The sequence below is a fragment of the Caminibacter profundus genome (assembly GCF_054657155.1).
The window spans coordinates 660,825-682,510 of record NZ_BAAHXC010000001.1 but is presented as its reverse complement, the minus strand read 5'-3'; the positions used below and the strand labels follow the sequence as shown (position 1 = coordinate 682,510).

29 protein-coding genes and 4 tRNA genes are annotated in these 21,686 nt (G+C 29.2%); 25 read left to right on the top strand and 8 right to left on the bottom strand.

Annotated features, from left to right (window positions below):
- The first annotated feature begins 5 nt into the window (after window positions 1-5).
- From ACYQ1U_RS03510 to ACYQ1U_RS03430, 17 genes are read left to right on the top strand one after another with little or no spacing between them, the layout of a single operon-like run.
- Complete coding sequence (locus ACYQ1U_RS03510; protein WP_459884371.1) at window positions 6-329, top strand: hypothetical protein; 324 nt, start codon at window positions 6-8, stop codon at window positions 327-329.
- Complete coding sequence (locus tag ACYQ1U_RS03505) at window positions 304-612, top strand: head-tail joining protein (protein WP_459884369.1); 309 nt, start codon at window positions 304-306, stop codon at window positions 610-612. The genes ACYQ1U_RS03510 and ACYQ1U_RS03505 overlap by 26 nt, the downstream gene beginning before the upstream one ends.
- A gap of 45 nt (window positions 613-657) precedes the next feature.
- The gene (locus tag ACYQ1U_RS03500) at window positions 658-1,086 is read left to right on the top strand and encodes a hypothetical protein (RefSeq protein ID WP_459884367.1); all 429 of its coding nucleotides are present in this window, start codon (window positions 658-660) and stop codon (window positions 1,084-1,086) included.
- Window positions 1,086-1,481, top strand: coding sequence for a glycoside hydrolase family protein (locus tag ACYQ1U_RS03495; RefSeq protein WP_459884363.1), 396 nt, complete (start codon window positions 1,086-1,088; stop codon window positions 1,479-1,481). The genes ACYQ1U_RS03500 and ACYQ1U_RS03495 overlap by 1 nt, the downstream gene beginning before the upstream one ends.
- Window positions 1,478-1,981, top strand: a complete 504-nt coding sequence (locus ACYQ1U_RS03490; RefSeq protein WP_459884361.1) for a hypothetical protein — start codon at window positions 1,478-1,480, stop codon at window positions 1,979-1,981. Before ACYQ1U_RS03495 ends, ACYQ1U_RS03490 begins: the two co-directional genes overlap by 4 nt.
- Window positions 1,978-2,418, top strand: coding sequence for a hypothetical protein (locus tag ACYQ1U_RS03485; RefSeq protein ID WP_459884358.1), 441 nt, complete (start codon window positions 1,978-1,980; stop codon window positions 2,416-2,418). The genes ACYQ1U_RS03490 and ACYQ1U_RS03485 overlap by 4 nt, the downstream gene beginning before the upstream one ends.
- Window positions 2,411-2,857: a phage baseplate assembly protein V gene (locus ACYQ1U_RS03480; protein ID WP_459884355.1), complete on the top strand. Its 447-nt coding sequence runs from the start codon at window positions 2,411-2,413 to the stop codon at window positions 2,855-2,857. The genes ACYQ1U_RS03485 and ACYQ1U_RS03480 overlap by 8 nt, the downstream gene beginning before the upstream one ends.
- A gap of 8 nt (window positions 2,858-2,865) precedes the next feature.
- Complete coding sequence (locus ACYQ1U_RS03475; protein ID WP_459884352.1) at window positions 2,866-3,156, top strand: PAAR domain-containing protein; 291 nt, start codon at window positions 2,866-2,868, stop codon at window positions 3,154-3,156.
- On the top strand, window positions 3,157-3,438 hold the full coding sequence (locus tag ACYQ1U_RS03470; RefSeq protein ID WP_459884350.1) for a GPW/gp25 family protein: 282 nt from the start codon (window positions 3,157-3,159) through the stop codon (window positions 3,436-3,438). It abuts the gene before it with no gap.
- The gene (locus tag ACYQ1U_RS03465) at window positions 3,425-4,501 is read left to right on the top strand and encodes a baseplate J/gp47 family protein (RefSeq protein ID WP_459884347.1); all 1,077 of its coding nucleotides are present in this window, start codon (window positions 3,425-3,427) and stop codon (window positions 4,499-4,501) included. The genes ACYQ1U_RS03470 and ACYQ1U_RS03465 overlap by 14 nt, the downstream gene beginning before the upstream one ends.
- Window positions 4,491-5,141 (top strand): phage tail protein I, encoded by a 651-nt coding sequence (locus ACYQ1U_RS03460; protein WP_459884345.1) that lies wholly within the window; start codon window positions 4,491-4,493, stop codon window positions 5,139-5,141. The genes ACYQ1U_RS03465 and ACYQ1U_RS03460 overlap by 11 nt, the downstream gene beginning before the upstream one ends.
- Window positions 5,129-5,599, top strand: a complete 471-nt coding sequence (locus ACYQ1U_RS03455) for a hypothetical protein (RefSeq protein WP_459884343.1) — start codon at window positions 5,129-5,131, stop codon at window positions 5,597-5,599. Before ACYQ1U_RS03460 ends, ACYQ1U_RS03455 begins: the two co-directional genes overlap by 13 nt.
- Complete coding sequence (locus ACYQ1U_RS03450) at window positions 5,592-6,290, top strand: hypothetical protein (RefSeq protein ID WP_459884340.1); 699 nt, start codon at window positions 5,592-5,594, stop codon at window positions 6,288-6,290. The genes ACYQ1U_RS03455 and ACYQ1U_RS03450 overlap by 8 nt, the downstream gene beginning before the upstream one ends.
- 14 nt (window positions 6,291-6,304) lie before the next feature.
- Complete coding sequence (locus tag ACYQ1U_RS03445) at window positions 6,305-6,733, top strand: hypothetical protein (RefSeq protein WP_459884338.1); 429 nt, start codon at window positions 6,305-6,307, stop codon at window positions 6,731-6,733.
- 18 nt (window positions 6,734-6,751) lie between these two features.
- A complete protein-coding gene (locus tag ACYQ1U_RS03440) occupies window positions 6,752-7,939 on the top strand; it encodes a hypothetical protein (protein ID WP_459884336.1) in 1,188 nt (395 codons plus the stop codon).
- An 11-nt stretch (window positions 7,940-7,950) separates the two neighbouring features.
- The gene (locus tag ACYQ1U_RS03435; protein ID WP_459884333.1) at window positions 7,951-8,430 is read left to right on the top strand and encodes a phage major tail tube protein; all 480 of its coding nucleotides are present in this window, start codon (window positions 7,951-7,953) and stop codon (window positions 8,428-8,430) included.
- Window positions 8,431-8,439: 9 nt separating this feature from the next.
- Window positions 8,440-8,715 (top strand): phage tail assembly protein, encoded by a 276-nt coding sequence (locus ACYQ1U_RS03430; protein WP_459884331.1) that lies wholly within the window; start codon window positions 8,440-8,442, stop codon window positions 8,713-8,715.
- A gap of 99 nt (window positions 8,716-8,814) precedes the next feature.
- On the opposite strand, the gene ACYQ1U_RS03425 is transcribed toward ACYQ1U_RS03430, so the two are convergent.
- Window positions 8,815-8,991: a hypothetical protein gene (locus tag ACYQ1U_RS03425; protein ID WP_459884329.1), complete on the bottom strand. Its 177-nt coding sequence runs from the start codon at window positions 8,989-8,991 to the stop codon at window positions 8,815-8,817.
- A gap of 41 nt (window positions 8,992-9,032) precedes the next feature.
- On the opposite strand from ACYQ1U_RS03425, the gene ACYQ1U_RS03420 reads away from it, so the two are divergent.
- The 6 genes from ACYQ1U_RS03420 (at window position 9,033) to infC (ending at window position 15,909) form a co-directional block, all read left to right on the top strand.
- Window positions 9,033-11,546: a phage tail tape measure protein gene (locus ACYQ1U_RS03420; RefSeq protein WP_459884327.1), complete on the top strand. Its 2,514-nt coding sequence runs from the start codon at window positions 9,033-9,035 to the stop codon at window positions 11,544-11,546.
- Window positions 11,536-11,889 (top strand): phage tail protein, encoded by a 354-nt coding sequence (locus ACYQ1U_RS03415; RefSeq protein WP_459884325.1) that lies wholly within the window; start codon window positions 11,536-11,538, stop codon window positions 11,887-11,889. Before ACYQ1U_RS03420 ends, ACYQ1U_RS03415 begins: the two co-directional genes overlap by 11 nt.
- A complete protein-coding gene (locus tag ACYQ1U_RS03410; protein WP_459884323.1) occupies window positions 11,886-12,089 on the top strand; it encodes a tail protein X in 204 nt (67 codons plus the stop codon). The genes ACYQ1U_RS03415 and ACYQ1U_RS03410 overlap by 4 nt, the downstream gene beginning before the upstream one ends.
- Complete coding sequence (locus ACYQ1U_RS03405; protein ID WP_459884321.1) at window positions 12,083-12,985, top strand: phage late control D family protein; 903 nt, start codon at window positions 12,083-12,085, stop codon at window positions 12,983-12,985. The genes ACYQ1U_RS03410 and ACYQ1U_RS03405 overlap by 7 nt, the downstream gene beginning before the upstream one ends.
- A gap of 558 nt (window positions 12,986-13,543) precedes the next feature.
- Window positions 13,544-15,382, top strand: coding sequence for a threonine--tRNA ligase (gene thrS / locus ACYQ1U_RS03400; RefSeq protein WP_459884319.1), 1,839 nt, complete (start codon window positions 13,544-13,546; stop codon window positions 15,380-15,382).
- Window positions 15,379-15,909 (top strand): translation initiation factor IF-3, encoded by a 531-nt coding sequence (infC, locus tag ACYQ1U_RS03395; RefSeq protein WP_459884317.1) that lies wholly within the window; start codon window positions 15,379-15,381, stop codon window positions 15,907-15,909. The genes thrS and infC overlap by 4 nt, the downstream gene beginning before the upstream one ends.
- A gap of 151 nt (window positions 15,910-16,060) precedes the next feature.
- Here the strand turns inward: infC and ACYQ1U_RS03390 are convergent, their stop codons facing one another.
- Window positions 16,061-16,927, bottom strand: a complete 867-nt coding sequence (locus ACYQ1U_RS03390; protein ID WP_459884313.1) for a YfdX family protein — start codon at window positions 16,925-16,927, stop codon at window positions 16,061-16,063.
- A 200-nt stretch (window positions 16,928-17,127) separates the two neighbouring features.
- Here ACYQ1U_RS03390 and lepA point away from each other — a divergent pair, with 200 nt between their 5' ends.
- Together lepA and ACYQ1U_RS03380 are read left to right on the top strand one after the other, a co-directional pair.
- The gene (gene lepA, locus ACYQ1U_RS03385; protein ID WP_459884311.1) at window positions 17,128-18,909 is read left to right on the top strand and encodes a translation elongation factor 4; all 1,782 of its coding nucleotides are present in this window, start codon (window positions 17,128-17,130) and stop codon (window positions 18,907-18,909) included.
- A complete protein-coding gene (locus ACYQ1U_RS03380; RefSeq protein WP_459884309.1) occupies window positions 18,909-19,874 on the top strand; it encodes an AI-2E family transporter in 966 nt (321 codons plus the stop codon). Before lepA ends, ACYQ1U_RS03380 begins: the two co-directional genes overlap by 1 nt.
- 399 nt (window positions 19,875-20,273) lie before the next feature.
- Here ACYQ1U_RS03380 and ACYQ1U_RS03375 read toward each other — a convergent pair.
- From ACYQ1U_RS03375 to crcB, 6 genes are all read right to left on the bottom strand, one after another.
- Window positions 20,274-20,350, bottom strand: a tRNA-Asp gene (locus tag ACYQ1U_RS03375).
- Window positions 20,351-20,352: 2 nt separating this feature from the next.
- Window positions 20,353-20,428 (bottom strand) — tRNA-Val (locus tag ACYQ1U_RS03370).
- Window positions 20,429-20,436: 8 nt separating this feature from the next.
- Window positions 20,437-20,512 (bottom strand) — tRNA-Glu (locus ACYQ1U_RS03365).
- A 3-nt stretch (window positions 20,513-20,515) separates the two neighbouring features.
- A tRNA-Lys gene (locus ACYQ1U_RS03360) sits at window positions 20,516-20,591 on the bottom strand.
- Window positions 20,592-20,638: 47 nt separating this feature from the next.
- Window positions 20,639-21,205, bottom strand: a complete 567-nt coding sequence (locus ACYQ1U_RS03355) for a YkgJ family cysteine cluster protein (RefSeq protein ID WP_459884307.1) — start codon at window positions 21,203-21,205, stop codon at window positions 20,639-20,641.
- 72 nt (window positions 21,206-21,277) lie between these two features.
- Window positions 21,278-21,667, bottom strand: coding sequence for a fluoride efflux transporter CrcB (gene crcB, locus ACYQ1U_RS03350; RefSeq protein ID WP_459884305.1), 390 nt, complete (start codon window positions 21,665-21,667; stop codon window positions 21,278-21,280).
- Between the last annotated feature and the right edge of the window lie 19 nt (window positions 21,668-21,686).

Genomic DNA, 21,686 nt, shown 5'->3' with positions numbered 1-21,686 from the left:
AAGCAATGTATATAAAAGTAAAAAGGGATGTTGTTTATAAAGGCAAACAATATCCCAAAGGCTCTATTTTAGAAGTTGGAGATGATTTAGCTAATAGAATGATTTTATCAGGGCAGGCTATTAGAAGCAATAAAAATGAATTTGAACAACAAAAAAAGGCAAAAAGTGGAAATAAATCTGGAAATATGGGGGATTTAGAAAAACTGACTGTAAAAGAACTTGAAGAGTTAGCTAAACAAAAAGGTATTAAATTAAAACCTAAAATGAAAAAAGCTGAAATTATAGAATTAATAGAGGAAGCAAGTGAGCCTGAAAAACAATCTAATTGATGACTTGGATGTTTTTTTTAATTTTGATGAGTTTGGAGAAGAGGTTGAATATAACAATTCTCTTTTTCCTGCTATTTTTATAGAAAAAAGTGAATATCTGCTTGATGATGGCTACTTGGGTTATTCTCCTGCACTTATAGTTAAAAAATCTGATTTTAAAGATATTAAAAACGGAGATATTCTAAAATTTAGAGACGAAACTTGGTATGTGATTAAAAAAGAGCAAAAAGATGAATTAATCTTAAAACTTTTTATTTCTAAAAGCAATTCTACAAGATTTTAAAATAGTCGACTACCTTAAAATTTTTTTCTTTTATACACTTCTTATATGAAAAGACAAGAAATAATAAATAATCTAAAAAATGGACTTAAAACACTTGATGTTGCTAATGGTGGATTTATTAAAAACTTTTATGAATGGGTTATTAATCCACACGAAATTGAAGAATATCCACTTTTAATTATAAGAGATACAGAAGACAATATTGATAGTGAAGAAGTAAGCGGGAGCAGTAAGCATTCTTTAAAAATTGAAATAGATTTGTTAATGAGTGAAAACAATTTAACTCCTGCGATATTGAGAGAAAAAATACAAGACATTTTAAATGTTGTTAGAGATTTAGAAGAGCAAGTTTTAATAGGAGATTATGTAAGTTTTAAAAGTAATGAGATTGAATTTACTTATGATAAGCACTTAGTTGGGCTTGCAAAAATCGAACTTGAAATAACCTACTACACAGAAAAATGGGGGATTTGATGAGTTTAATTGAAACTATTAAAAAACACGAAGGTTTTAGAGGTATGCCTTATAAAGATAGTTTAGGTATTCCTACTATTGGCTATGGAACTAAATTACCTATTACAGAAGAAGAAGCTGAAATGCTTCTACAACACAGACTTGATAAAAAAATTCTTGAATTAAGCGATAGAGAGCCTTTTTATTTAGAACTACCGCAAAAAGCACAAGAAGTTATTGCGAATATGGCTTACCAAATGGGGGTAAATGGTGTTTTAAGATTTAAAAAGATGTGGAAAGCTCTTAAAAACGGTGACTATAAAAAAGCAGCTGATGAAATGCTTGATAGTAGATGGGCAAAACAAACACCAAACAGAGCAAGAGAGTTAGCAGAAATTATGAGGAGTTTAGGATGATACCTTTAATTGGAATGCTTGCAGACGCAGGAATGAGTTTACTTAGTAGTTTTATTGATAAAGGAAAAGATGAAGCAGTTAAGTTTATAAAAGATAAAACAGGAATTGATTTAAATAAAAAAGGAAATTTAACAAAAGAGGATTTACAAAAATTAAAAGAGTTTGAAATAAAAAATAAAGAGCTTATTTTACAAAAGTTGCAAATGTATTTAGCTGATAAACAAAATGCAAGAGAGATGAATACAAATTTAAGTACAAATGAAAATGTGCCTATTGTTAAAAAAATATACCCTGAGATTTTAGCAACAATTGTAGTAATTGCTACTTTTGTTATGTTTTATTTGTCTGTGAGTGAAAATTTAACAGGAGAGAGAAAAGAGGTAGTAATGTTGCTTTTAGGGATGTTAAATACTGCACTTGGTATGGTGCTTAGTTTTTATTTTGGAAGTAGTATTGGAAGCAAAGATAAAGATGCAGTTTTAGCAAGGATAAAAAAGTGATTGTTAGTTTAGAACATAGTTTACTTATTACTGGTGCTACAGTTTTGCTTAGTATTGGTGGAGCTTGGGCAACTTTAAAAGGAACAACAAAAAAAGTTGAAGAAGCACACAATAAAGCAAATGCAATTGGTTCTAAAATAGATAGTATGAAGAATGAATTTATAGAATTAAAAACAGCAATTGACAAAGATATTGAAAGTTTAAAAAGAGAGATTGAACATTTTAATGAAAATAGTGTGACCAGAAAAGATATAGAAAATTTTGTAACAAAAGACCATTGTAATAATAGATTTAAAGATGTAGTCCAAAAAAGTGAATTAGAACTTATTTTAGAAAAAATAGATTTAAGGTTTACGCATGTAGAAAGCGACATGAAAGAAGTAAAGCAAGATATAAAAGCTATTTTATCTATTTTGCGAGGCGGAAAAGATGACTGAATTTAAAAGATTAATAGGTAACTTAATCCAAATAGGCACAGTAACAGAGGTAAAAAGTGCTTTAGGTTTAGCTCTTGCAAGGGTAAATATACTTGGGAGAGTTACAGACTTTTTACCTGTGTTAATGTGGGCAAATGATTTTGTAAAAGTTTGGATGCCGATTCGTGTTGGACAGCAAGTAGTGGTATTAAGTCCTTTTGGGAATGCAAGTAGTGGGATTATTTTACCTTCTATTTACAATAAAGGCTGTAAAGAGCCAAGCAGTGTAGATGATAAAAAAGTTGTGATTGATTTTGCAAATGGTGTAAGAATTGAAAGTGATGGAGAGAATATTACTGCAAATGCCCCATTGAGTATTAATTTAATAGCTGGTGGGGGGATTAATATTTTAGCAGGCGGTGTTGTAAATATTAAAGGAAGCAAGATTAACTTGAATTAAGGAATATTATGAGTGCAATGACAAGATTAGGAGATGCTTTAGCTGGACATGGTTGTTGGCCGGGACATGCAATAGCTGAAGGAAGCAGTGATGTTTTTGTTAATGGAATTCCTGCAGCAAGAGCAGGTGATAGTTCTACTCCTCATACTTGTCCAGATATTCCTGAAACACATAGTGGGGTTATGATTGGAAGTAATAGCGTTTTTGTAAATGGAAGGTCTGCACAAAAGGTTGGAGATGGTGTTAGTTGTGGTAGCACACAAGCAAGTGGAAGTCCTAATGTATTTATTGGAGGATAAATGATAAAAAAAATACTAACCGAAGAAGCAATTAAAAGAGTTTTATTAACTCCACTTGGTAGTAGAGTTATGAGACCTAATTTTGGAAGTTTGCTTTACACATTAGTTGATAAAACATTTGATGATGAATTTATCCTTAATGCAATAAGCTATACATATGAAGCAATTGAGAAGAATTTACCTGAAGTGAATATTAAAAAAGTTGATGTTGATAAAAACTTTATAACTATTTTATGTGAAGATGAAAATGGTGAATTGGAGGTAGAAGTTGAGTTTATTTAATATTCCAGCACCTACTCTTATAGAAACACCAGATTATGAAGCTATTGTTGAGAGAAAATTAAATAGAGTAAAAGAGATATTAACAAGTAAAGGAATTGAATATATCCCAAGTGAAGCTGATGATTTAATGACTTTAATTGAAATGGATGCATATGAAGAGATGCTTTTAATTGCTAATACAAATGAGAGAATAAAACAGCAATTTTTAGCATTTGCAACTGGTAGTAATTTAGACCATATAGGTATTACAAGATTTGGAGTTGAAAGATTACCTGGTATTAAGCCAAAAGCTGAAATTGAATTTACACTCTCTCTTGCACAAGATTATGATGTAGTTTTACCAAAAGGCTTAATGCTTGGAAATGGAAAAGATGTAAGTTATTTAATAGATGATGTAGTTATTAAAGCTGGTGAGATTAGTGCAGTTGGGATAATAGAGCTTGATGAGGAGATTGAATTTAAAGATATAAAAACTGAAATAATCTTAACTCCTATTGCTTGGGTAGTAACTGCAAAACAACTTACACCTTTTAGTAATGGAGCAAGTCCTGAGGATGACGAAAGATATAGAGAGAGAATTTGGTTAAGTCGTGAGAGAAGAACTACTGCTGGTAGTAGATTAATGTATGAATTTTATGCAAAAAGTGCTGATGTTAGAGTTAAAGAAGTAAATGTTGGAAATGGTGGGGCTGGGATTGTAAAAGTTTGCTATCACGCAGATGAGGATATTACAGATATTGTTAGAGATTATTTAAATGGCGAAGAGATTAGACCTTTAACTGATTTAGTTGAAGTTGAAAAAGCTATTATAAAAGAAATTTTAATAGATGCAGTATTGATTGCAAAAGATATTAGTTTAGTTGATTTAGAAGCAGTTAAAGAAAAATTTAAAGACTATGAAGAGAGGTTTAATATATACCTTAGCATACCTAAAATATATGATTTGCTAACAGATGAAAATATAATTGATGTTGAATTAAATTCTCCTACTGAAAAAATTACAACAGAATTTAATGAGGTAGTTAAATTTAGTTTTAATTTAGGAGTAAGCAGTGCTTCCTAATTATACGAGTGAAGAGTTAAAAGCATATTTTCAAATGAGTAGCGAAGATAGAAGAAAAATACTTGATGATAAATATTTTGATACAAATCCTTTAACTTGCATAAAAGAGTATCTGCCTTATTTAGCACTTGAAGTTGGAGTAAATATTGATAATTTAGATGAAGAGAGTGCAAGAATTGCAATAGATGAAGCTATAAGTGCATTAAATTATAAAGGAACTACAAAAAGTTTTAAAGCAAGTTTAAAGCCTTATACTGATGCAGAAATTAAAGAATGGTATGAATATAATGGAGAAGCTTACAAGTTTAAAGCAATTTTAAGTCCTGATAATGTTGAATTTAAATTTGATGAAAACAACTATAAAAGACTTACAAAAATAATTGAAGAAAATAAAAATGTTAGGTCTGTTTTAGATGGGTTTGAGTTTGAATTAAAGCTAAATGAAGAGATAAAAACTTACAGCGGATTTAGTGCAAAAATTAAAATAGATAAAAATAAAGAAATAGATTTAGGACCTACAAACAATATACATATCCCACAAGCAAAGGTTAGCTATGTTAGCATTAATTCCACCTTAAATATGGACTTAAACATAAATACAAACAATAACTTACAAGGAGCAGTAATATGGCAGGTTTGATGCTTTTACCTACAAATGATGGTATTGAATTAATAAAAGAAGATATAAAAAGTAATCTTAAATATGCAGTACTTTTAGATGAAAATAAACAAGAGATTAAAAGATATGAATTTTATAGTATTTACTATGACGCTGATGGAGTTTTAACAGCACTTTTTGAAATACCTGTTGATGAAAATATTACAACTCCTATGAAGTATATAAGAGTTGTAAATAGTGATGATGTAATTATAAGCGAGGGTGAAACACCTGAAATTACATTTGTTACAGGGCTTGGTGGAGTTCAAACTCTTAAATTCGCAGTAAGTGGAGAGGCTGGTGAGATTGTATTTAAAGCAAATGATTATATAACTAAAACAGAGTTTGATGAACTCTATTTACCTATTGTAACAGCTTTAACTAATAGAATAACTGTTTTAGAAAATAAATTAATAGATAAAGGAGTAATTGATGGCTGATTTAGCGTTAGAACTCGCTGATTTAAATACTAATGCAAGGGAGCTTTTAAGTAAATATGATGGAGTGTTTGCACAATTAGACACTGAAACACAAAATAAAATTTTAACTCTTCAAACAACAGCAGATGATTTGAAAGCACAAATTGAGAGTTTAGGGTTAAAATTTGATGATAATGGTATATTAGTAAAAGAAGATGGAAGTGAACTTAGTGTTGGAAATGCTTTGAGGCTTGGTGGGGAGACATTAGAAGAAATTAAAGCTTATAAAAAAACTTTTGGTATTACTAAAGATATTAGACCAGGGGAATGGACACCATTATTTAAAGTAAATATAAGTGCTTTTGCAGGTAACATAAAGATACATGGTGGATATTGTTGTTTAATTTTTGGTAGTGATATTTCTATTTCAAAATCTTGTTGTCCTTCTGCTATACAAATAAACCAAATTACGCAAATTCCTTATGGTGGAGATAATAACACATTAATGAGATTTTATCATCAAGATAATTTTATTACTTGTTATGTGCAACCTAACGTGAATGTTGATGAACAGTATTTACCTGGCAAAGTCAGTGTTTCTGTTGAATTATTATCTTATATTGATGGCGTAGATATTCTTGAAGAAATAAATGATATTTCTGTTTATAGTAGTAGTACTGATTATGCAGTTACTGAAATTAATTTAGGATAAGGGGGTAATTAATAATGATTTCTATAAAAAATGCACAAAGGAATACATTTTTTAAAGCTATAAACGAATTAAAAGTAGATTATTTAATTAAAGATATGGATAAAGAAAATGGAATAATGTATGTATCTTCTTTAAGTGAAGAAGAGATAGAAGAAAAAATTAAAGAACTTGAATTGGAAGAAGTTAAAAAGCAAATAGCAAATATTGCTACAAATAAAGTAAAAGAAATTTTAAAAGAGTATGACTACGACAGTGAGGGAGAAGTAGCACTTTATGCTGCAAATGAAAATAGCGAATGGTATGAAGAAGCAAAAGCTATTCAAACTTGGATAGAAGAGGTTTATAAAAAGATGTATGAGTTGCAAGATACAGTTACAATTGATAATTATGAAACAATTGATTTAGAAGCAATTGAAACTGAGTTACCTGAATTTACACAATAAAACTTTTAAGGAGAGGAAATGCCTATAACAAGAGGAGTAGTAAGTAGCTGGGAAGCAATAGGAGCAAGACCTGTTAAAGTCTCTGCGACTGAACCTATTGCAATAGTTTTAGTTAGTAATGAGGTTGATGAAAACAAGACTTTTTATTTTGATTCTCTTGCAAAAGCATTAGATGGATTTTTAAATGGTAGAAGTGTAGATGATATTAAAAAAGCAATTGCTAATGGGGAGATTAAAGGTAATTTATTTAAATATCTTGTGTGGGTTAACAATAAATATAATATTGTTGTGCCTACAATTATAAGTGTTGCAAAATATGATGATAACGAAGATGTTTTAAAAACAAATATTATTAATGCAATTGCAGAACTTAAAAATGCACCAGGTGATTATAGTGTAAGACCAGATATTATAAGTGTGCCTGATTATACTACTGATTTAGATATTGCAAATCAATACCTTGCTACGATTAATATTCTTAAAGCAAGAGGATTTATTGATTTAGATGCAACAGATGGGAGCGATGCAATAGAAAAAAGAAATCATTTTGGAAGTGAAAGACTTACACCTATTTTTACAAATTTAATTGATTGGAATGTTTTAAAAGATGATGAAGATGAGTTTAGTGCAAATTTTGTTTTATCTGTTTTTAGATGTGTAGTAGATGCAAGTGATTTAACTACAAGTGTTGGGTGGAGTTATTCACTTAGTAATAAAACTTTACCAGTAAAACAAGCAAAAAATAAAGCTCAATTTATTATGGGTCTTCCTGATGAGACAGACCTTTTAACAAACAATCAAATAACATCTTTTATTGCATACAATGGGATAAGAGTTTGGAACTATCAAACAACAAGTCCAGATAGTTTACTTCAAGATGCAAGAAGAGTTAGAATTTTTGATAAGCTCTCTATGGATGTATTAGATGCAATTTTTCCATTTATTGATAGTGATAGAGGGGTATATGCTGTAAAAGAGGCAAAAGATACAATTAAAGCATTTTGTGCTGATATGATTGGAAAAAGAGTTTTAATAGGGACTAATATCTATTTAGATGAAGACTTAACAACGCCAACTGCAATTACAGAAGGTAAGTTTTATCTTAAAGTAGAAGCACAAGAAAATCCAACACCTACATTAATAAGTGTTGAGTTTGATAGAGTTGATAAATTTAGTCCAATTGTTTATAAGATAATTAATTCATAAAGGAGTAAAAAATGGGATTACCAGCAGCAAGTGTAAGTTATAACGCTTTTGTAGAGGGGGTTGGATTTTTAGGAAAAGTTGAAGACTTTAAAGAGCCAACTGTAAAAACACAAAAGGCTGAAACACCACAAGGTATTAAGCAAGATATTAGAGTGCTTGAGCCTATGGAAGCAGAAATAAATATTAATACAATTAATAAAGTTGCATATACAGCAATGCAAAAAGTAAATAAAGCTAAATTTGTTGTAAAAGAGAGTGTAATTGAAGATGGAGAGCCTAAAACCATTGTGCATACAATGGTTGGAAGTTTTGATATAGAAGAGAATTCAACGAAAGTAAAAGACGCTAAAAAGAAAAATATTAAAATCTATCCAATTCAATACACAAAAGAAATTGATGGTGAAGAAGTGATTTTTGCAGATTTGGAAAATGTAATTGCAAGAATTGATGGAAAAGATATTTTAGAAGATATTAGAAACGCAATAATGTAAGGAGAGTAGATGGATAAAATAAAAGTAAAGTTACCAAAACCAATTGAAATAGATGGTAAAAAAGTAGATGAATTAGAGTTTAGAGAGCCTCTTGGGGCTGATATGGAAGATTTTGTAGGGGAGATTGCAAGTGCAGGTGGAGATAAAAAAGCAATGGGAAAAGTTATTACAGAACTTGCAGAAAAGTTAATAGTCTCTCATCCTTTAAGTGCTGATGATTTTAGAGAGATGCCTGGTAAAAACTATATGGCTATAGTGCAGGAACTTAGCTCTTTTTTAATGTAGAGGGAGTTAGTCTACTCCCTTTTGAGGATGTAGTTGTAATTTTAACTACGAAATTAAGATTTAGTTATAGTGATATTATGAAAATGAGAGTTAAAAAGATTAAGATTTATTTTTTGAAAGCTTTAGAAATATTGGAAGCCCAAGAAAAAGAGTTAAAAGAGTGATATACACAAAAGGAGTATCTGGAAGATTAAAAACAATTCCAATTACTCCTGCTAAAATTGTTGAAAGTAGAATATACAAAATAATAAATAAAGTTTTAATAATTACACTCATTAAAAGCCTTTTTATTTTATTATACCACAAAAGGAAAAGTTTTGGAAAAGCTACTTAGTTTAGGAATAGTTTTAAGTGCTGTTGATATGTTTTCTAAGCCTCTTTCTAAAATGAGTGATTCTGTTACAAATCTTACAGGTAAATTTAAAAATATTAAACTTGATAATGTAAATAAAGAAATTACAAAAATAGATAAAAAATTAGAAGGTCTTGAAAAGTTTAAATTAAGACTTAATTATAAGTTTGAAGAATTGCAAAGAAAAACAAAAGGTGCTTATGAAGCAATTAAAAATATAGATAAAGAGATTAAACAGCTTAATAAAGAAAAACTTAAGTTAGAAAAAGACTTCAAACAAGGTAAAATATCAGCAGAAACTTTTAATAAAAAACTAACTAAAATTGAAACTAAAATCTCTTCACTTAATAAAAAAAAGCTATCTATTAATAAAAATCTTGAAGAAGCTAAAAAAGAGAGCGATAAATTAAAAACTGAATTAAAAAGAACTTCAAATGCAATTGAAACATTAAATTCAAAAAAACTTGCATTAAAAAATAAATTAATAGAAGCTAAACAAGCAGCAGAAGCTACAAATGAAAAATTAAGAAAAATAGGCTCTACACTTGCTAAAGTTTCCACTGTTGCAACTATTGCAGGAAATGCAATTATTGCACCTCTTAAACAAACAATTACTGCTTACCAAGAAATTCAAAAAGCTCAAGGTGATTTAGCAAGTTTAGGAATAAATGATACTGGTATAGAAAAAATTACAAAAGCCGCAAAAGAGATGAGTAATCAGTTTGCAGGAATTACTGCACCAGATTTTATTAGAGCAAGTTATGATATTAAAAGTGGTATATCTTCTTTAAGTGATGAAGGAGTTGCTAAGTTTACAAAACTTGCTGCTATGACTGCACAGGCTACTAAAAGTAGTGTTGCAGAAATGACCAAACTTTTTGCACTTGGGTATGGTATTTTTAAAAAAAGTAATGAAACAGACTTTCAATTTGGGAAAAGATTTAGTGCAAATATAGCTTTAGCAGTTAAAGCATTTAGAACAGATGGTAGTGATTTAGTGCAAGGTATAAGCAATATTGGTGCTGTTGCTAAAAGTTTTGGAGTTAGTTTAAGTGAAGAGCTTTCAATCATTGGTAATGCAAAAAGTGCATTTAACTCTGCCGCAGAAGCAGGGACTGCTTATAGAGCTTTTTTAGCAAATGTTGTTAATGCACAAAATAAGTTAGGATTAGTATTTACTGATAGCACAGGTAAGCTATTACCAATGGTAGAAATATTAAAAAGGGTAAAATCTAAATTTGGAGAAACTTTAGACGCAAATGAAATGAATATGCTAAAACAGGCATTTGGAAGTGAGGAGGCAGTAAAAATAATTACTGCACTTTATCATAAGACAGATGACCTTACTAAATCTCAAAAAGAACTATCTAACGCAACATTAGATAATGTTAAACAAATGGCTAAAGCAAGAAATAGAGGTAAAGAGTTTGAAATATTGCAACAAAGAATTAGTAATTTAGCAGCAACATTTGGGAAATTTTTAGCACCAGCTGTTAGTTTTGTGAGTGATAAATTAGGTAAACTTGCTATGTGGCTTGATAAAGTTGCAAATTCAAATTCTTTTGTAAAATATATTTTGTATGCAGTTGCTGGTCTTGGAGCATTAGCTGCTATTTTAGGGACAGTTGGAATTGCTTTAAGTGCATTTATTACAGGAATTAGTTTTTTAAGTGGAGCATTAAGTATAAAAACTGCAATATTAAAAACAGCTGAGTTTGCAATCAAAAGTTATTCTATTGCTACAAAAGCCGCAGCTTTTGCCGTTAGAATCTTTAACCTTGCACTTAAAGCTAATCCTATTGGGTTAGTAATTACTGCTATTATAGCTTTAGTTGCTGGTGTTATTTATATGTATAATAAATTTGCTTGGTTTAGAGATGGAGTTAATGCTGTATGGGGATTTATTAAAGAGGTATTTTCTTGGTCTCCTATTGGACTTATAATTAATCATTGGGATAGTATAGTCAGCTTTTTTAATAATTTTTGGAACAACTTAAAGGCAGGATTTTCAAAAGGTGTAACTTTTCTCGCTAATATCTTTATGTCTCCTGTGAATTTTATAAAAAAAGGTTGGGATAAAATACTTGGATGGATAACAGATAAAATAAAATGGGTTACAAATATTGCAAGTAAAGTTAAAAGTTTCTTTGGTTTTGGGGATGATGAAAAAGATTTAAATATAAAACAAGAAAGTAAAGAAATTAAAATTGCTAAATTTAAAGCACCTAAAATCTCTACAAAAAATATACCACAAGTTACACCAAAAGAGGCTATAAATAGAAGAAGAAATATACCTTCTGCTACAACAACTAATGTTGCTACAAATAGTGTTAATACTACTAATTCTTATACAATAAATATAAATGTTACAGGACAAAACACAAATGAAATAATAGATAAAATAAAAACTATTCTACCTCATTTAATAGAAGAAATTGAAGAAAACAAAAAAGAAAGGGCTTTAGCTGATGTTATGTAAATTGGGAGATTTTGTATTTACAGAAAAAGAAATTAGCGATATTAGTGAAGTTGAAAATTATCCTTTTGCTGAAATTAAAAGAGTAGCAAATAATCCATATTATCAGGATATTGAAAAAGAAAATAATGAATTTGAAATAAAGGGTTGGTATTTACTTAAAAGCAATAATATTTTTGAAACTTTAAAACAGATTGCAAGAAAAAAAGAGCCTATAAGGTTTACAACTATTCAAGGAAGTATAAAAGTTATTATCACTTCTATTAGTATAGGGCGAAAAAAGTTTATAAAAGGTGGAGCAATTAAACAAGAATTCTCAATTAAACTTAAAAGGTATTACGAATGAGAGAATATATTGCAACACAAGGCGAAAGATTAGACCAAATTATTTATCGTGAATATAAAACACTTAATCAGGATGTAGTAAATAAAGTGCTTGAAGTAAATTCACATCTACTTAATAAAATTGAACTTGAAGCATTTGATAAGGTTTATTTGCCTGATATTGTAATTGAATCTTTAAAAGAGGATAAAACTTTATGGTAAATTTTAAAATAATTGCAAATAACAAAGATATAACCGAAACTATTCAAAAAAATCTTATCTCTTTATCTTTAATAGATGAAGTAGGTATTAGTGCAGATGAAATAACATTAAAAGTTAGAAACGATTTTAAAAGACCAAGTTATGGAGATGAATTAAAAGTTTGGATACAAGATAAATATTATGGAATATATATTGTCCAAACAACTACAAAAACACAAAGTGATTTAACTATTAAAGCTACTGCTACAAACTTTACTAATTCTTTAAAGAAAAAATATAACAGAAGCTTTGAAAATATTAAAGTTTGTGAATTAATATCAAAACTTGCAGCAGAAAATAATCTTAAATCAAAATGCGATATTGATTTTACTTTTAAACATTTAGCCCAAACAAATGAGAGTGATTTGAATCTTCTAACAAGACTTGCAAAACAACTTAATGCACAATTTAATATTAAAAATGACACTATTATTTTTATTAAAACAAAACAAGAAAATGAGAGTTTACCTAAATTTGAAGTAGATATAAAAGAAGTTATAAGTTATTCTATAAAATATAATGCTAAAACAATGTATAAAAGTGTAAAAGCAATTTATCATGATACAAAAGAAAATAAACAAAAAGAAATAACTTATTTATCAGGTGAGCCTCAATATATTTTTCAAGATAGTTTTAAAAGTGAAGCAGAAGCATATAAGACAGCTAAAAGTTATTATGAAATGCTAAATAAAGGAATTATTACTGGTAATTTAACTATTGTAGGAAAAGAAATAAGAGCAGGTGGAATTTTAGTATTAACAAGCTTTGGTGAAGATGATGGAGAGTATAGTATTAAAAAGGTTACGCATAATTTAAGTGGGGGTGGATATACTTGCAGGGTGGAGTTTGAAAAATAAAACTTTTATTGTATCAAAATTTAATAATTTGAAGTTAGTCATAAGAGGGGTTGCTTATGAAATTCATAAGATGTGTTGCTTATGTTTTTTATTTTATTAGAAGAGAATAAAGGGTTAAATTTAGAAAAGTTAAAACAGGTTGCTATGAGATAATTAAATTTTTAAAAACTTTTCTCTTTACTAATTTCAAATAATCTATTATAATTACTTTGCAAATATTTGTGTTTGCAATGCCTTATATTTTAAGGGTATAGATAGGGGATAGTTGAAAAATATCCTTTATAAAGTGCCGCAATTACAATAAAAATTAATAAATTTAATATTGTAGCTGCGACCACCATAGTAACACTTTTAATAAATTTATATACTTTAAAATTGACATTAAAAAACTTTTCAGATAAAATTTAATTAAAAAGGAGAATATACTAATTGATAATGGAAAGGAAAAATTTTAAAATATTTTGTATTACAAAAATGAGGGGTTTGCTTGGTTAATATTCTTCTTATTTCTACTTTTAACTACAATATAAATTTTTCAAAAACTTTAAAAGGATTTTAATGAGTGATATTATTGGTTATAAAATAGGGGATAATATTATAGATTTGCAAACTATTGAGGCAAAAAATATAGATATAAAAGACGCAACGCCGATTTATTTTGATGATAGTGAAGATGCTCTTGAGATTATTAGACATTCAGCTGCACACTTAATGGCACAAGCTATAAAAGAAATTTTTCCAGATGCAAAGTTTTATGTAGGACCTACTATTGAAAATGGTTTTTATTATGATTTGAAAACTAGTGAGCCAATTAGTGATAAAGATTTAAAAAATATCGAAAAAAAAATGAAAGCTCTTGCTAAGAAAAAATATGATATTACAAGATATGAAATAAGTAAAGCTGAGGCAATAGAAAAATTTAAAGATGATGAACTAAAGCAAGAAGTTCTTAAAATGATACCAAGTGATGAGGTGTCAATTTATAAACAAGGTGATTTTGAAGATCTCTGTCGCGGTCCTCATCTTCCAAATACAAAATATCTTCAGAATGTAAAACTTCAAAAAGTAGCAGGTGCATATCTTGGGGGTGATTCAAGCCGAGAAATGTTAACTAGAATTTACGGTACTGCTTTTGCTACAAAAGAAGCGCTTCAAAGTTATTTAAAAATGCTTGAAGAAGCAGCAAAAAGAGATCATAGAAAATTAGGTAAAGAGCTTGAACTTTGGCTATTTGATGAAGAAGTGGCTCCTGGTATGCCAATTTGGCTGCCACGTGGAGCAATGCTAAGAAGCAACCTTGAAAAGCTACTTTTCTCAGCTCATATTAGACGTGAATATGACCCAGTAATAGGACCAGAACTTCTTAAAAGTGAAATGTGGAAAATTTCTGGACATTATTACAATTATAAAGAAAATATGTACTTTACAGAAATTGAGCATGATGATCCTTCAAAAGCACCAGAAGAGTATGGTATTAAACCTATGAACTGTCTATCTCATGTTAGAATTTTTGGACATAAAACTAGAAGCTATAAAGAGTTACCTCTAAGACTTTTTGAGTTTGGAACTGTTCATAGACATGAAAAAAGTGGAGTACTGCACGGATTACTTAGAGTTAGAGAATTTACTCAAGATGATGCTCATATTTTTTGTAGACCTGATCAAATAGAGGAAGAAGTTATAAAAGTACTTGATTTTGTTGATTCTATAATGAAAAAGTTTGGGTTTGAATATGAGATGGAAATTTCAACAAGGCCAGAAAAATCAATTGGAAGTGATGAAATTTGGGAAAAAGCTACAAATGCACTAAAGTCTGCTCTTAATAAATTAGGAAGAAACTATGGAATTGATGAGGGTGGCGGAGCATTTTATGGACCAAAAATAGATATTAAAATAACTGATGCTATTGGTAGAAAATGGCAATGTGGAACTATTCAGGTAGATTTTAATTTACCAGAAAGATTTGACATAAGTTATGTTGATGAAAACAATGAAAGAAAACGTCCTGTTATGATTCATAGGGCTATTATTGGAAGTTTTGAGAGATTTATTGCTATTCTTACAGAACATTACGCAGGAGAATTTCCGATATTCTTAGCTCCTATTAAAGCTATTTTTGTACCTATCAGTGAGAAACATATTGAATATGCAAAAAATATTCAAAAAGAATTATTAAATGACGATATTAAGACAGAAATTTTTGCAAGCAATGATTCACTTAATAAAAGAATTAGAAATGCAGAAAAGCAACGTGTAGCATACGTTGTAATTATTGGTGATGAAGAGGTTAGTGATGGCACAGTTGCAATTAGAGATAGAAGAAAAAGAGAACAATACAAAATGGAAAAAGGAGAGTTCGTGGAAATGATAAAAAACTTATGTGAGGTAAAACTATGAGTAAAGTTGAAAAAACGTTAATCAATGAAGATATTATTGATTTTACTGATAGAGTGAGATTAGTAGATGGGGAAGGTGAACCAAAAATAGTAGACTCTGCAAAAGCTCTTGAAATAGCATATAATAAAGGCCTTGATTTAGTATTAGTAGCACCAAATGCAAATCCACCTGTTGCTAAAGTAATGGACTATGGAAAATATAAATACGAACAAGAAAGAAAGAAAAAAGAAGCAAAGAAAAAACAAGTAAAAATTGAAGTAAAAGAGATTAAATTTACTTCAAAAATTCAAGAAAATGATATAAACTATAAAGTAAAACATGCTAGAGAGTTTCTTGAAAAAGGAAAGCATGTTAAACTTAGAGTTTTCTTAAGAGGTCGTGAGCTGGCTACACCTGAAAAAGGTTTTGAAGTAATAAATAGAGTTTGGGATATGTTAAAAGATGTTGCTGAAAAACAAAATGAACCAAAACTTGAAGGAAATTATATAAATCTTTTAGTAACACCGCCTAAAAAGAAGAAAAAGTAAAAACTTTATTTTTCTTTTGGCGGATTTTTTTGTCTTTTTTGTAGAAAAGTTTTAGATTTTGTTGAAGTTATTAACTGACCCCAAATGTGTATACTTTAAATTTAAATTACTTTTTTTAAATAGCTTTTGGTATAAGAAAAAGAAAAAGCAATTATTTGCTAATTTGCTGGATAGCTTTTTCTTTAAATTCTTTAAGTTTTTGTAACAATTCTTGGAATAATCCTTTTGTTTTATGATTAGCTTTAATTTCTTTTTCAAGTTTTTTAATTTCTTTTTCAAGCATTTTATATGTTGTTTCACTTTTACTAGTATATCCTAAAAGCTCTCCAAGTTTTAATTGATGTTTAGCTTCTTCTAAGTATTTTATTGCTTGCTTTTTGTCTTTTTTAATAGTTTTACTTGCCTCTATTACAAGTCCTTCAGCTTTTACTATAGGAATAGGAATAATTGTGTTTATTTCTACAAGTGTAGAAAGTGCCATTGAAAGAACATCTTTTGCTTCTTTTATTTTTCCTTCATTTAAATATCTTATAGCTAGTTGTAAAGCTGCTGGATATGTTGCAAGAGGCAAGTTAATCGTTTTAATTACGATTTCATCTCTTAAAGAGTTTAATATTTCTCTAGCTTCCGGGAGTTTGTTTTCTGTTACCAAGATTTTTGCATTAGCTACCATTTTAGCTATATCTTGAATTCTGCCTTTAAACTCATAAGCTTCAATTTGAATATCTACTGGTAATAAATATGGAGCATTTGGTGCATTTAAAACTATTGCAAGTTCTCCAATTGCATCTTTTAAAGCTTTTTTAGCACTATTTGTTTTATTTGCATTTAAGTAAATTAAAGCATCTTGAGTGTATTGAATTGCTCTGATTGCTTCTTTTACTAATTGAGTATTTTGAGCGTTTTTTTCTGCTTTGATTACAGCATTTTTACTTACTGTATTTGTTTTATTATCTGCTGCAATTGCACTATTTACAAGTAATCCTGCGAGTGCTATAGATGTTAATAATTTTTTCATTTGAGCCTCCTTAAGTTTTAATGTACTATAATTATACAAATTTTAGTCAATTTGTGTCAATAATTTTAAAGTATATTTTTTAGAAAAATTAACAACATTTATTACTAATACTTAATTTTTTATTCTTTATTTCCCAGACTAATTGGATACTATATTCTCTATTTTCAATGTGTTATAATTACGATAAAAAAGGCGATTTTATGCAAGATAAAATTAGAAATTTTTCAATTATTGCTCATATAGACCATGGAAAAAGTACACTTGCTGATAGACTTATAGAATTTTGTGGAGGTGTAACTGATAGAGAAAAAGAAGACCAATTATTAGATACTATGGATATAGAAAAAGAAAGAGGGATTACTATTAAAGCTCAAAGTGTAAGGTTAAATTATAAAGGGCATATTTTAAATCTTATAGATACACCAGGACATGTTGATTTTTCTTATGAAGTTAGCAAATCTTTAAAAAGTAGTGAGGGAGCGTTACTTGTAGTAGATGCGACTCAAGGGGTTGAAGCTCAAACTTTAGCAAATGTTTATATGGCAGTTGAAAATGATCTTGAAATTATTCCGGTTATTAATAAAATAGACCTTCCAAGTGCAGAACCAGAGCGTGTTGCAGAAGAGATTGAACAAACTATTGGAATTGATGCAAGTGAAGCTATTTTAGTTAGTGCAAAAGCTGGAATTGGAATTGAAGAATTACTTGATGCAATAATTGAGAGAATCCCAGCACCAAATGGCGATCCAAATGCTCCTACAAAAGCTCTTATTTATGATAGTTGGTTTGATAATTATCTTGGAGCTATTTGTTTAGTTAGGGTATTTGATGGGTCTATTAAAAAAGGCGAAGAAGTACTTGTAATGGGTACTGGTAAAAAACATAAAGTACTTGAGCTTTTTTATCCACATCCTCTTAAAAAATTAAAAACAGATGAAATAAAAACCGGTGAAATTGGCGTTGTGGTAATGGGACTTAAAAATGTAGCCGATATTAGAGTAGGTGATACTATAACTAGTGCTAAAAATCCAGCAAGTGAGCCAGCAAGTGAATTTGAAGAAGCAAAAAGTTTTGTATTCGCAGGAATTTATCCAATTGACACTGATAAATATGATGATTTAAGAGATGCATTAGAGAAACTAAAATTAAATGATGCATCTATTACTTTTGAACCAGAAACAAGCCAAGCCCTTGGATTTGGATTTAGGGTAGGGTTTTTAGGAATGCTTCATATGGAAGTAGTGAAAGAGAGATTAGAGCGTGAGTTTGGAATAGAACTTATTGCAACTGCTCCAAGTGTTACATATAAAGTGAAATTAACTGATGGAAATGAAATAGAAATAAGTAATCCTAGTGAACTTCCTCTTGTAAATAAAATAGATAAAATTTATGAACCTTATGTAAAAGCTACAATTTTAACTCCTGCTGAGTATGTAGGTAATTTAATTCAGTTTTTGAATGAAAAAAGAGGAGTACAGCTTAAGATGGACTACCTCTCACCTGAGAGAGTATTACTTGAATATGAATTGCCTCTTAATGAGATAGTAACAGATTTTTACGATAAACTAAAAACTTTAACAAGAGGTTATGCTAGTTTTGATTATGAACCAATTGGTTATAAAGAGGGCGATTTAGTAAAAATGGATATAAGAGTTGCAGGTGAGGTAGTAGATGCTCTAAGTGTAATAGTTCCAAGAGATAAGGCTGAGAGAAAAGGTAGAGAACTTATAAAAGTTATGAAAGAACTTATTCCAAGACAGCTTTTTGAAGTAGCAATTCAAGCAAGCATAGGAAATAAAATCATTGCCCGTGAAACTGTAAAGGCTCTTAGAAAAGATGTAACAGCTAAATGTTATGGTGGAGATATTAGTAGAAAAAGAAAACTTCTTGAAAAACAAAAAGAGGGTAAAAAAAGAATGAAAGCGATAGGAAAGGTAAATATTCCACAAGAAGCATTTTTGAGTGTATTGAAGATTGACTGATGAATATTTTATATATTGCAGCTACTATTATTATTATAATAGGACTTAAATTTCTCTCTTCTTTTTTAATTTATCTTATTTTGTCTATTTTTCTTACGATTTTAATATATCCTGTGGTTAACTTTTTTGAGAAGAGAGGTTTTCCCATTTTAGTAGGGTATGTTTTTTCAGCTTTGATTGTAGTGATGATCTTTAGTGCTATGTTTATGGTAATTAACTCATCTTTGAGAGAGTTTGTAAATAATGCTTCATTTTATCATGAAAAACTAAAAATAATAATTAATGAAGTAAATAGGTTTTTGAATGAATATAATTTGAAATTTGATATTTCTTTACTTAGCGATATAAATTTAGTACCTATGATAAAAATTTTTTTAGCTAAGGCAGGGAGTTTATTATCTGGATTTTTGGTAATATTTATTGGAGTTTCCTTTATGATATTTGAATCAAAAAATTTTGGGAAAAAGATAACTCTTATAGCTAAAAATAAACAAACTCTTGAACTATTTTTTAAAAATACTCAAAAATATTATATTATAAAGACTTTTACATCTGCTTTCACTGGACTTTTAGTTGCTTTAATGCTTTTATATTTTGAAGTCCCTTATGCATATCTTTTTGGAATTTTAGCTTTTATTTTTAATTATATTCCAGTAATTGGTTCTATTATAGCTGCAATTCCTGGAGTTTTAATAGCCCTAATTACTTATGATATTCAAATAGCTTTTTATATAACTATTGGGTATTTGGTTATAAATAACTTTATATCAAATGTGCTTGAGCCAAAAATTTTAGGAGATGGACTTGACTTATCACCAGCAGTAGTATTTTTTTCATTGCTTGTATGGGGATGGATTTTTGGAATTGCTGGTATGTTTTTAGCAGCACCTCTTACAATGACATTAAAATTAGCGCTTATGAGTTATGAAAAAACAAAATGGATAGCTTTGTTACTTTCTAAATGATAAGTTATACCAGGTTCAATCCATTTATAGTATAAAAAATATAATTAAAATTATGAAAAAGAAAATAAAATATTATACCAAACCCCAAATCAATCCTTATACCAATTCCAAGATGTTTATACACTTCAGTATAATAAAATTTAGTTAATCAAATACAACCAATTAAAGCATATACTTCTATTTAAAAACTATGACTATATTAGAATTGGTATTAGCATTGGTATAAATAATGAGAAAATTAATTAATTGTAGGTTATGAAAGTTTTAGAATAAAAAAATAAGGTTGCTTTTATAGCAAACAATAGTGCTTATTATAAAAAATTTACAATTTATAAAACAACTGAAACTTACCTCTTTGGTTTTTTTAAAGATGTTGATATTGCAGGATTTTTGAAGCAATGGCGGAGCCGACGGGACTCGAACCCGCGACCTCCGGCGTGACAGGCCGGCATTCTAACCAGCTGAACTACGGCTCCAATGGTGGTCGCTGCAGGGCTCGAACCTGCGACCCCCAGCTTGTAAGGCTGGTGCTCTCCCAACTGAGCTAAGCGACCTTTTTAGGTGGCGTCCCCAACGGGATTCGAACCCGTGTCGCCGCCGTGAAAGGGCGGTATCCTAGACCTCTAGACGATGGGGACAGATGGTGACCCGTGCTGGATTCGAACCAGCGGCCCTCTGCTTAAAAGGCAGATGCTCTACCGACTGAGCTAACGGGTCATCTTCTGAGCTTCCGTTGTGGTGATGAAATTATAGTAAAATAGTTTTTAAAATGCAAGTATTTTTTGATAATTTTTTAAAAAATTTAGGGAAATTTTGTGCATTTTTCCAAAATCGTCTTTAATATTATTAATTATATAAAGGGAAATGCCTTTAAACGTTGCTAAATAGTTTAAATCTTGATTTTTTAACCAGTTTTGAGTTGAAATTATTTTAGTTTGAATGTTCTCAATTCTTGTATCAAAAAACTTTGAATTTATAAATTCATCTTTTGTTAAAGGTAATTTCTCTCCATATATTCCAACTCCAGGGCAAGATATATCAAGTAAAATATCATCAAACCAAGGAGAAAATGGATAAATTTTGCAAGCAGGTGGTCTTTTTTCGTAAATTGAGCAAATGTTATTTTTTAGGTAAGGGCATGAAATTTCGTTGCTTAAAAGCATAACAGGTTTTAGGCTATCTAATTTAGCTATTAGAATAGGAAAAAATTTATATGCTTTTTCAAAATCTTCTAAAACTAGGGGAGCTAAGAACTTATTTTTACAACAATCATTGCATTCTTTACAATTATTAAATTTTAAAAAATGAAGATATTTTATACTTACATACATATTTTACCTTAGTGTATGGGTATATTGGTTATATATTAGTATATTGCTTACAAATAAACTAATAACTAATTTTCAATTCGCATATATTGCTTCTATTCCTTTAAATCCGGCAGCTGCTAAAACAATACTACCTATTACATTTAATAAAATATAAACTAAACTTTCAATAAAAAGTCCATTTTTTAATAGAAAAAAACTTTCAATTGCAAAAGTTGAAAAAGTGGTCAAAGCACCCATCATACCAGTTGTTAAAAGAGATTTTAGGTGAGGGTTTTCAATAAGATTGAATTGAATAAGACCTATTAAAACACCAAGAGTAAAACTACCAATTAAGTTAACAATAAGTGTTCCAAATGGAATATCGGCTTCAATTGAATTATTTACAAAACCGGTAATATAAGCTCTAAGTATAGCTCCAATAAACCCACCAATTCCTATTGCTAAATATGTATCAAATTTCATTTAATATCCTTGTATATTA